Annotated in this window: 10 protein-coding genes; 6 read left to right on the forward strand and 4 right to left on the reverse strand. The window is 71.5% G+C overall.

The window, feature by feature from the left end; genetic code table 11:
* Positions 1 to 223: formyltransferase family protein (locus Q7W29_10095; protein ID MDO9172170.1), on the forward strand; the 223-nt coding region annotated here is incomplete at its 5' end.
* A 254-nt stretch (positions 224 to 477) separates the two neighbouring features.
* On the opposite strand, the gene Q7W29_10100 is transcribed toward Q7W29_10095, so the two are convergent.
* Positions 478 to 2,850, reverse strand: a complete 2,373-nt coding sequence (locus tag Q7W29_10100) for a hypothetical protein (protein ID MDO9172171.1) — start codon at positions 2,848 to 2,850, stop codon at positions 478 to 480.
* A gap of 176 nt (positions 2,851 to 3,026) precedes the next feature.
* Here Q7W29_10100 and Q7W29_10105 point away from each other — a divergent pair, with 176 nt between their 5' ends.
* Both Q7W29_10105 and Q7W29_10110 read left to right on the forward strand, forming a co-directional pair.
* Positions 3,027 to 3,692 carry a nucleoside monophosphate kinase gene (locus Q7W29_10105; protein ID MDO9172172.1) on the forward strand — a complete coding sequence of 222 codons (666 nt, stop codon included), beginning with the start codon at positions 3,027 to 3,029 and terminating at the stop codon, positions 3,690 to 3,692.
* Complete coding sequence (locus tag Q7W29_10110; GenBank protein MDO9172173.1) at positions 3,689 to 4,765, forward strand: FIST N-terminal domain-containing protein; 1,077 nt, start codon at positions 3,689 to 3,691, stop codon at positions 4,763 to 4,765. The genes Q7W29_10105 and Q7W29_10110 overlap by 4 nt, the downstream gene beginning before the upstream one ends.
* Before the next feature lie 13 nt (positions 4,766 to 4,778).
* Here Q7W29_10110 and Q7W29_10115 read toward each other — a convergent pair whose 3' ends face one another.
* Positions 4,779 to 5,315: a hypothetical protein gene (locus Q7W29_10115; GenBank protein ID MDO9172174.1), complete on the reverse strand. Its 537-nt coding sequence runs from the start codon at positions 5,313 to 5,315 to the stop codon at positions 4,779 to 4,781.
* A 37-nt stretch (positions 5,316 to 5,352) separates the two neighbouring features.
* Complete coding sequence (locus tag Q7W29_10120; GenBank protein ID MDO9172175.1) at positions 5,353 to 5,751, reverse strand: hypothetical protein; 399 nt, start codon at positions 5,749 to 5,751, stop codon at positions 5,353 to 5,355.
* 215 nt (positions 5,752 to 5,966) lie between these two features.
* On the opposite strand from Q7W29_10120, the gene nrfH reads away from it, so the two are divergent.
* From nrfH to Q7W29_10135, 3 genes are all read left to right on the forward strand, one after another.
* On the forward strand, positions 5,967 to 6,410 hold the full coding sequence (gene nrfH, locus Q7W29_10125) for a cytochrome c nitrite reductase small subunit (protein MDO9172176.1): 444 nt from the start codon (positions 5,967 to 5,969) through the stop codon (positions 6,408 to 6,410).
* A gap of 13 nt (positions 6,411 to 6,423) precedes the next feature.
* Entirely contained in the window at positions 6,424 to 7,890 is a 1,467-nt protein-coding gene (locus Q7W29_10130) for an ammonia-forming cytochrome c nitrite reductase subunit c552 (protein MDO9172177.1), read from the forward strand.
* A gap of 244 nt (positions 7,891 to 8,134) precedes the next feature.
* On the forward strand, positions 8,135 to 8,815 hold the full coding sequence (locus Q7W29_10135) for a head GIN domain-containing protein (GenBank protein ID MDO9172178.1): 681 nt from the start codon (positions 8,135 to 8,137) through the stop codon (positions 8,813 to 8,815).
* Between the two features lie 129 nt (positions 8,816 to 8,944).
* Here the strand turns inward: Q7W29_10135 and Q7W29_10140 are convergent, their stop codons facing one another.
* The gene (locus Q7W29_10140; GenBank protein MDO9172179.1) at positions 8,945 to 9,481 is read right to left on the reverse strand and encodes a hypothetical protein; all 537 of its coding nucleotides are present in this window, start codon (positions 9,479 to 9,481) and stop codon (positions 8,945 to 8,947) included.
* Between the last annotated feature and the right edge of the window lie 117 nt (positions 9,482 to 9,598).

Here is a 9,598-nt window from a genome sequence, read left to right on the forward strand (position 1 = left end):
CGTCCACGAGGCCGTGCTGGCCGCCGGCGACCGCGAATCCGGCTGCACCGTCCACCTCGTCAGCGACGTCTACGACGCCGGCGAGATCCTCGGCCAGCTCCGCGTCCCCGTCCTGCCCGGCGACACCCCCGATACCCTCGCCGCCCGCGTCTTCGCCGCCGAATGCGAACTCTACCCGCGCATCATCGCCGCGCAGGCGCGGGCGTTGCTGGGTGACCGCTGATCTCGGTTGTTCCGGTCACGACCTCGATCCCAGCCATACCCCTCGATGTGATGCGACTCGGGTCCACACTTCCTGCCGTGACAGGGGACGCGCTCCGGGCACCTCGTGTGCCCGGAGCGCGTGGCCTTCCGGCCCTTTCGCCATCCTGGCTTCAGGGCCTCCAGGACACCCCTGACCCGGCAGGAAGTGCTGGCCCAAGTCGAACAGCGGCATGGGGCGGGGCAGGGACGATTTCGTCGCCGGAAGCGAACCGGTCAGCGCACGAGTCGGACGGCGAGCGAGCGCACGCTTCCGGCGTGTTCCAGGCGCAGCATATAGGTGCCCGAAGGCAGCGGACGGCCCGCATCGTCCCGGCCTTCCCAGATCGCGAGGCCGGCTCCGGCGGGTTGCTCAGAGTCCAGCAGCACGGCAGCGCGGCGGCCGCGCAGGTCGTAGGCGGTCAGGCGCGCGAGTCCCGGCACCGGCAGGTCGAAGCGCACGACCAGCCGCGGGTTGAAAGGGTTCGGGGCGGCGGCCAGAGCGAGGACCGCCGCCGGCGCCGGCGGCAGGGCGGTCTCGGCCAGCACACTCCCTGCGTCGATCAGCCGGTAGACGGCGCCGGACCGCGGCGCCGAGGCGTCGCGCAGCCGGCCCGCCTCGGGTTCCGTCAGCGGTCCCAGTTCGATGACACCGCCGTCGGGATCGCGGCGCTCGAGGCACGGCTCTCCGCCCGGCGGCAGCCCGCGCACCTGCCAGCGCACATCGGCGGCGCCCCCCTGCCATACCGCCGTGAACTCCTCGACCATCGCCGGCACGACCAGGGCGTTGCGCAGCAGCCGCACGCCGTCGTAGCCGTCGGCCAGCACCGCATCCCGCCCGTCCGCCGCGAGGCCGGCCGCGTACGCGGTCGCGTACCAGCCGACCTGGTAGGGATCGAGCGCGACGCCGGCGTCCAGGACCCTCAGGCCCGCGCTCCCCGCGGCGGCGTAGAGGTGGCCGAGCGCGGCGTCCAGCCCCTGCACGTAGCCCGGCAGCGCGACGGTGTGGTGCAGCGACAGCGCGGCGGCGTCCGTCGCGTCGACGACGCGCACGCCGGCCGCCCCGGCCGCGACGTAGATCGCCCCGTCGAGGCGCGCGACGGCCAGCGTCTCGCCCGCCAGCGTCAGCGTGTCGCGCGGCGCCGGCGCGCCGGGGTTGAGCAGGTCGAAGGTGACCAGCCCCACGGACGCGACCGCCACCACGACGTCGTCGCCTTCGGCCGCGACATCCACCGCGTCGCCGGGCGTGCCCGCCTGGCCGATCTCGAAGGGCGCGGCCGGATTGGCCGCGTCCAGCACGCGCAGGCCGCCGGCTCCGGCCGCGACGTAGAGCCGGTTGCCCTCCAGGCACAGGGCGCGGGCGTCCCCGCCGGTGCCGTAGATGCCGGTGACGACCGGCGCCGAGGGCAGGCCCGCGTCGATCACGGCCAGCCCCGCGCCGCGCACTGCGGCGTAGACCTGGGTGCCGCGGACGGCCACGTCCGCCACCGGCGCGCCCAGCGCCACCGACGCGACCTCGAAGAGGCGCGAACCGTCGCGCAGCACCAGCAGTCGCAGGCCGTGCTCGAGGTCGGCGACGGCGATGAGGCTGTCGCGCCGCGACGCCGCCGCCGCGTTGCCCCGCATCAGGTAGCCGCCGATCTCGACGGGAGCCGCCGGTGCCGTGACGTCGACGATCCGCAGCCCGGGCCAGGAATCCGCCACGTAGGCCCGCCCGCCCGCGGCGGCGACGTTCCAGGCGTGGCCCTCGGTGTCCAGGACGGCCAGTTGGACCGGCGCGGCCGGCGCGGTCACGTCGACGATGCGCAGCCCGGAGGTGCCGTCGGCCACGTAGGCCCGTCCGGCGTCGACCGCGACGCCGTAGGCCCACCCGGCCGTGTCCAGGGAACCGACCTCGCGCGGGTGGGCGGGGTCGGCGACGTCGACGACGCGCAGGCCCAACACGCCGTCGGCCAGGTAAACGTGCGTGCCGGCCGCGGCCACGCCGTAGACGCCGCCCCAGGTGCCGAGGTAGCCGACCTGGACCGGGTGCGCCGGCGAGGACACGTCGATCACGCGCAGGTCGCCGGAGAAATCGCACAGGTAGAGCGTGCTGCCGCTCAGGGCCAGGCGCGAGAGGTCGTCGCCGGGGTCCAGCCCGCCGATCAGGGAAGGGGACGCGGGATCGGCCAGGCTCACCACGCGCAGGCCGCGGGCCAGGTCGGCCAAGTAGGCCACGCCGTTCCCCAGTGCGACGCCGCGCACGTCGGCGCCCGCTTCGACGAACGAGCCGACGATGTGCGGCTCGCCCGGGTCGCTCGCGTCGATCACGCACAGGCCGGACGTCCCGAGCGCCGCCACGATCAGCCCGGCGTCGACGGCCAGGTCCTCCACCGTCGCCGGCAGGGCGACCTTCCCCAGCGGGCGCGGCGCGCCGCCGTCGTCGAGGTCCGCCAGGTCGAGCGCCGACCCGTTGCCCACGTGCACGACGCCGTCCGCGAGCCGCACGACGCGGCACGGGCCGTTGAACCAGTGGGCGAGTTCGCGGACGTTCTGGGCGTCCTGGGCCGGCGCGGGAACGGCGCCGAAGGTGCCTGCCAGGCAGGCGAACAGCAGGGTGCGGCGGGTCATCCTTGACCTCCCGTTGGATTTCCGGCCGGATCGTGCGCCAGCACGGCACCGCGCGTCAAGGAAAAGCGGGGCGTCGCGCTCGGGCATGGAAAAAAGACCACAGTGGCGGCATCCTGAAGCCGATGACACGGACTGGCCGTTCCCGTCACGGAACCGACAAGGCGAGGAGCACCGGGATGCACAAATACGTGATCATGGGCGTGCAGGGTTGCGGCAAGGGCACGCAGGCCAAGCTGCTGGCCACGGATCTCGACCTCGCCCACATCAGCGTCGGGGACATCTTCCGCTGGAACATCCAGCACCACACGAAGCTCGCCGCGCGCATCAAGCGGATCGTCGCCGACGGGAAGCTGGTGCCCGACGAGATCGTGGCCGACATCGTCCACGCCCGCCTCGACGAGCACGACTGGAACTACGGCTTCATCCTCGACGGTTTCCCGCGCAACCGCACGCAGGCCGAATTCTTCCTGGAGCGGTTCGACATCGACGCGGTGATCGACATCCAGGTGCCCGACCACGTGGTGCTGGAGCGGGTGATGTCGCGCCGACTGTGCAGCGGCTGCGGCCTGGACTACAACCTGATCCACCACCGCCCCGCCGTCGCCGACCGCTGCGACGTGTGCGGCGGCGTCCTGGTCGCGCGCCCCGACGACACGGCCGCGGCCCTGCGGGCCAGGCTGGCCGACTTCCACGCCATGACCCGCCCCGTGCTCGACCTGTTCTCCCGCAAGGAGCTCGTCGTGCGGGTCGACGGCAGCCTGCCCGTCGACGAGGTGCAGGCGGCGATCCGCCGCGAACTCGGGCTGTCCGCGAGCCGGCAACCGGCGCAGGCAGTCCGATGATCCGCATCACGCTGCACGATACGGCCGAGTCGCTCGCGGGGAAGCCCGGCGAGGACTACGTCCTGCTGATCACCGAGGACCAGGTGCCGGCGCTGCCGAGGATGCGGGAGAAGCTCCAGGGCCACACCGTCAGCGGCGCGGTGGTGCCCTACCTCCTCGCCGACCGGCGCGTGATCGCCGAAGGCATCGCCTGCCTGGCGCTGCCGCGGTCCGGCATGTTCGCCCAGGTCCTGCCGATGACCGCGGACACGGCGGCGGTCGAGCGCGCGATCGGCGGCCGCGACTTCGCGTCCCTGCTGCTCTTCGCCGACGGGCTCTCCCGCCATCTCGACGACTTCGTCGACGCGCTCGGGAGCGCCGTGCGGGATCGCGACGTGCTGGGGACCGGCGTGGGCACCAAGGACTTCCGACCCGTCCCGGTCGTCTTCGACGCCGCGGGGCTCCGTTCCGACGCGGCGCTGCTCGTGGGCACCGGCCTGCGCCTGCGCATCGCCGCCCGCCACGGTTGGGAACCGATCCACGGGCCGCTGGTGGTGACCCGCGCCGAGGGCAACGTGCTGCACGAGCTCAACGGCGAACCGGCGTTCAACGTCTACCGGCGGATCCTCTCTGAGCAGGAAGGCGCCGGCATCCGCCCCGAAAACTTCCTCGCCGTGGCCAAGTCCTACCCCTTCGGCATCGCCTCGTCCAAGGGCGGCGAGTTCATCGTGCGCGACCCCATCCGCGCCAACCCCGACGGTTCGCTGACGGTCGTCTCCTCGGTGCGCCGCCTCGACGGGCTCTACGTCATGAAGGGCGTCCGCCGGCAGCTCCTGGACTCCTCGCGGGCCCTCTCGCGCGACACCTTCGCGGGCGGCGGCATCGACCAGGCCTTCCTGTTCGACTGCATCTCGCGGGTGATGTTCCTGGAAGACGATTTCATGCGGGAACTCGACGGCGTCTGCGAGGGCGCCGGCGCGGCCGGACCGCGGATCTTCGGGATCACCAGCGTCGGCGAGATCACCAACGCGGGGCACAGCTGCATCAAGGTGCTCAACAAGACCGCCCTGCTCGGAGCCGTGCAGGGGGTCTGACCCGGCCGTCGCCTTACCGGTACGCAGCCTTGATCCCGCCGAAACTCGCCCGCTCCGCCCCCACTTCGCTCTGGATCGACAGGTCGAGCGTGTAGGCGCCGCAGCCCGCCGTGGTGTGGCTGTCGACGACGAGGTAGAAGGTGCGATCGTCGAACCAGCTGGCGTGCCGAATCGACTCGGTGCCGCCGGGTCCGAACTCGTCGGCGGATTCCAGGCAGGTGAACATCGTGCCCTCGACGCGGCACTCGGCGCTCACCATCAGCACGGCGTCGCCCGCGTGCGTGACCTCGGCCCTGAAGGACGACCCCATGGGCACGGGGATCGCGTAGTAGTCCTCGCAGCCGTTGTGCGTCGCGGACGGCTGGCACGTGTGGTCGAGGACCAGGTTCTCGCCGTCGCAGGTGTCGCCGGTGTAGGCGGCGTGGCCTTCCGAGTCGACCACGACGGCGACGGCGGCGCCGCAGAAGTCGTAGACCGGCGGCGGCGTCGCCGCGGCGGCGCCCGTCGCCGAGAGCGCGAGTGCGGCGAGCAGGATGGCCCGGCGATTCATGGCAACCTCCACGTGGTGAGGGACGGTTCCGGGGGATTCAGTAGGGCCCGTGCCCTGCCGTGTCCCGGTCCTCGTAGTCGCAGCACCCGTGCTCGACGTGCCCGCGGTAGCGCTCGTCGCCGGTGGCGAGGAAGTGCTGCTCCAGGGCGCGGCACAGCTGCGGCGGCTGCAGCCACCGGCCGTCCTCCCCGAGGCAGCGTCCCGCTTCCAGGGGCGTCGGTTCGCGCCGGTAGACGGCGAACAACCTCGCCTGGGCCGGCGCGATCCCCTCCTCGGCCAGCAGCGCCACCAGGCCGCAGAGCGTGTCCGCGAAGTAGGAACCCGTCAGCGGCGCGGATCCCGCGCCGCGCAGGCGGTCGACCTGCGCCTCGTAGGTGTAGGGGATCGACCGATCGCGCTTGGACGGCGGCAGGCCGGGTCGGTGCAGCAAGCTCATGGGGCCTCTCCGGGTGCGGGGTACGCGAGTCACGCGACCATCATCCCCCCCCACCGGCCGGCCTGTCAATCGGGGCCGCTCCCCGGCGGAGCGGCCCGCACGAGCCGTGTTATTCTTTTACTTGCTTTCCCGGAGGGAATGAGTATTCTACACCCATCGGTATAGTATTGGATCTGTACGGTGGACCCGGCGTCGTGCGCCGGGACGGGGGGGACATGGCGCTGCTGGTGGCGATCCTGCTGGGCGGGCTGGTCGGACTCGGCGGTTCTACTTTCCTTTACGGGGAAGGCTTCGCGTACCTCTCGAACGACCCGCAGGCCTGCAAGAACTGCCACATCATGAACGACCAGTACGACGGCTGGCTCAAGTCCAGCCACCATGCCGTCGCCACCTGCAACGACTGCCACACCCCGCACGCCCTGCTGCCCAAGTACCTCACGAAGGCCGAGAACGGTTTCTGGCACTCCAAGGGGTTCACGCTGCAGGACTTCCCCGAGCCCATCCGCATCCGGCCGCACAACCGGCGGACCCTGAACCGCAACTGCATGGAATGCCACCACGAGCTGGTGCACGAGGTCGTCGCCGTGCACGGCCGCGACGAGAGCCAGTTCGACTGCATCCGCTGCCACATCACTTCCGGGCACGGCCCGGCCCGCTGAAAGGGAGGTCTCGATGAAGATCCGCCTGGTCCTGGTCGCGGTCGCCTCGGCGCTGGCCGTCGTCGCGCTGTTCGCGCTGCGGGACAACATCGCCGAGCGCAAGACCGAGGCGAAGACGACCGTCTTCGAGGTCGTCGACGTCGACGAGCAGACCACCGACCCGGCCGTGTGGGGCCGGAACTTCCCGCGCCAGTACGACAGCTACCGGCGCACCGTGGACATGGAGCGCACGCGCTTCGGCGGCAGCGAGGCCGACCCCTTCGCCGTGGGCGCGGACAGCATCCACAAGACGACCAGCCGGATCGAGCAGGACCCGCGCCTCAAGACGATGTGGAACGGCTACGCCTTCGCCATCGACTTCCGCGAGGAGCGCGGCCACGCCTACATGCTGCACGACCAGCAGGAGACCGAGCGCGTGCTGCAGCGGCCCCAGGTCGGCGCCTGCCTGCACTGCCACGCCTCGATCACGGTCGCCTACCGCGAGGCGGGCCTGGCCGCAGGCGCCCCCGGTTCGCTGTCCGACCCGCTGCTGAGCGACAACGGTCAACAGCAGCTGATGACCGGCTTCCCGCTCGTGTCCGCCCTGCCCTACGCCGAGGCGGCGGCCAAGGTCGAGCACCCGGTCACCTGCCTGGACTGCCACGACCCCGAGTCGACGCAGCTGCGCATCACGCGCCCCGGCCTGCTCAACGGCCTCGCCGCGCTGGCCGCGAGCGACGACCCCGTGCTCCACCTGGCCTCGATCGGGAAGTGGCGCGAGGGCGACCGTGCGACCCCCTACAACCCGAACGAGCTGGCCAGCCGCCAGGAACTGCGGACCCTGGTCTGCGCGCAGTGCCACGTGGAGTACTACTGCGCCGCGAAGGCCACGCTGTTCTTCCCCTGGGGCAAGGGCCTGCAGGTCGAGGACATCGAGGCGGTCTACGACGAGTACGTCTTCCCCGACGGCTCCCCGTTCATGGACTTCAAGCACAAGACGACCGGCGCCGCGGCCGTGAAGGCCCAGCATCCCGAATTCGAGCTATGGAGCCAGGGCATCCACGCCCGCGCCGGCGTCGCCTGCGCGGACTGCCACATGCCCTACGTGCGCGAGGGCGCGCTGAAGGTGAGCGACCACCACGTGCGCAGCCCGCTGCTCAACTCCGCGAAGGCCTGCCAGGTCTGCCACCGCGACAGCGAGGAGGAGCTCGTCGCCCGGGTCTACACCATCCAGGACCGCACGAAGCAGCTGATGGACCGGGCCATGGACGCCGTCGTCGCCCTGATCGCCGAGACCGAGCAGGCGATGGCCGCCGGCGCCACCGACGCCCAGCTGGCGGAGGCCCGCGCCCTGCAGCGCCGGGCCCAGTTCCGGGTGGACTTCATCAACGCCGAGAACTCGATGGGCTTCCACGCCCCGCAGGAGGCGGCGCGGATCCTGGGCGAGGCGATCGACTACGCCCATCAGGGCCGATTGAGCATCGCGCACATCCTGCCGTGACAGGGGACGCACTCAGGGCACCTCGTGTGCCCTGAGTGCTTGGCCTTCCGGCCCTTTCGCCATCCTGGCTTCAGGGCCTCCAGGACACCCCTGTCACGGCAGGATGTGCGGATCCTCGCCACATCAGAGCGCGGGCAGGGACATTTTCGCGGCCAGGGTTAAACCTTTTATGGGTCGGGTGCGTCCTAGGCATGTTCGCGCGTCCATCGTCACGGCGCGGACCAACCTTCGATCGGAGGACGCCATGTCCCAGCGCCAATCGCTCCTGGTCCTCGCCACCGTCACCGCGGTCTGCGGATTTTCCGCGGAGGCGACGGCCCGCAACCGCCACCACGATCACGATCGCATCGAGGGTTCGGGCAAGCTCGAGACCCGCGACTTCGACCTGCGGGGCTGGCACGACCTGCGGCTCGACGGTTCCATGGACATCGAGGTCCGGATCGGCGCCGAACACGCCGCCCACGTCACCCTGGACGACAACCTCTTCGCCAACCTCGTGCTCGAGGTGCAGGACGGCACGCTGGTCGTGGACTGGCGCGACGAGTGCGACGCCGGCGACGACACCAAGCTGGCGCTGACCGTGCCGGCCCTGACCGCCCTGGAGATCAACGGCGCCGGCGACGTCGACGTCGCGGGTCTCGCCGGCGGGAACTTCGGGCTGCGGGTCCGCGGCGCCGGCGACGTCGACCTGGCCGGGCGGGTCGACGCCCTGGACATCCGCGTCGACGGCGCCGGCGACGTCGATGCCGACGCCCTGACGGCCAAGGACGTCGAGGTCGAGATCGCCGGCGCCGGCGACGTCGACGTGACGGCCTCCGGCAGCTTCGACGGCGCCATCCGGGGCGTGGGCGACATCTCCTACGGCGGCGACCCCGCGCAGGTGACGACGAAGGTCTCGGGGATCGGCGGGATCCACAAGCGCTGACCGGCCGGCGACGTACCAATCAGGAGGGGGCGACCGCCGGGCCGCCCCCGACTTGTCCCCCCCACACACTCTGATACCCGCTCTGGAGAACTACTGACTGGACGAACTGATCCGGGCGGCGGCGCGCGGCTATCGACGCCAGAGCGACTTCACGTCGCCCCAGGCGGATGCGTCGACGGGGATGGCCGTCTGGATGATGATCCGGTCGCCCACGCTGTGGGCGGCACCCAGATCCAGATTGGTCCCGTCGCGCACGTCCACGTCGACGAACACCAGCGGGCTGACACCGGCCGCGAGCGCCGTGAAATGGCAGATGGCCAGCGTGCCGTCGGCGACGCGGGCGTCACCGAGCAGGGCGGCGGCGAAGTGGATCGTGGAGGCGCCGGAGATCGTGTAGTCGTGGAAGTAGTAGGGCTGGCCAGCGGCGGTGAACCAGCCGCCGGCGGAGATCCCGTCCAGGCGGACGATGGCGGGATCGAACGTCGCGGCGATCTCGGTTCCCATGACCGCGGTACCGCCGGCCGCGATGTCGATCGCCACGTCGAAGACGACGGTGACGGGGACGGAAACCGGCGGCGTGAAGGAGACGGATTGCGCCCAGGAACACGCGGGGATCAGGAACACGAACAGGATCGCCGGGAACGACCGGGGGCGCGGGTGCCGCATGGGTGTGTCCTTTCGCTCGTGCCCGGGCGAGTGGGTCCACATGGGCGACGGGCGAGGATCGCCGGAGTTGGACGGCGAGTATGGCACAGTCCGGCCCGCATTTCCACTCCGTCATCC

This window comes from bacterium (assembly GCA_030654305.1).
GTDB lineage: Bacteria > Krumholzibacteriota > Krumholzibacteriia > LZORAL124-64-63 > LZORAL124-64-63 > PNOJ01.

What these genes read in the sequence shown, in the direction of transcription:
- Q7W29_10100 (MDO9172171.1), bottom strand. Translation starts at nt 2,850, where the DNA reads ATGACCCGCCGCACCCTGCTGTTCGCCTGCCTGGCAGGCACCTTCGGC.
- Q7W29_10105 (MDO9172172.1), top strand. Translation starts at nt 3,027, where the DNA reads ATGCACAAATACGTGATCATGGGCGTGCAGGGTTGCGGCAAGGGCACG.
- Q7W29_10110 (MDO9172173.1), top strand. Translation starts at nt 3,689, where the DNA reads ATGATCCGCATCACGCTGCACGATACGGCCGAGTCGCTCGCGGGGAAG.
- Q7W29_10115 (MDO9172174.1), bottom strand. Translation starts at nt 5,315, where the DNA reads ATGAATCGCCGGGCCATCCTGCTCGCCGCACTCGCGCTCTCGGCGACG.
- Q7W29_10120 (MDO9172175.1), bottom strand. Translation starts at nt 5,751, where the DNA reads ATGAGCTTGCTGCACCGACCCGGCCTGCCGCCGTCCAAGCGCGATCGG.
- nrfH (MDO9172176.1), top strand. Translation starts at nt 5,967, where the DNA reads ATGGCGCTGCTGGTGGCGATCCTGCTGGGCGGGCTGGTCGGACTCGGC.
- Q7W29_10130 (MDO9172177.1), top strand. Translation starts at nt 6,424, where the DNA reads ATGAAGATCCGCCTGGTCCTGGTCGCGGTCGCCTCGGCGCTGGCCGTC.
- Q7W29_10135 (MDO9172178.1), top strand. Translation starts at nt 8,135, where the DNA reads ATGTCCCAGCGCCAATCGCTCCTGGTCCTCGCCACCGTCACCGCGGTC.
- Q7W29_10140 (MDO9172179.1), bottom strand. Translation starts at nt 9,481, where the DNA reads ATGCGGCACCCGCGCCCCCGGTCGTTCCCGGCGATCCTGTTCGTGTTC.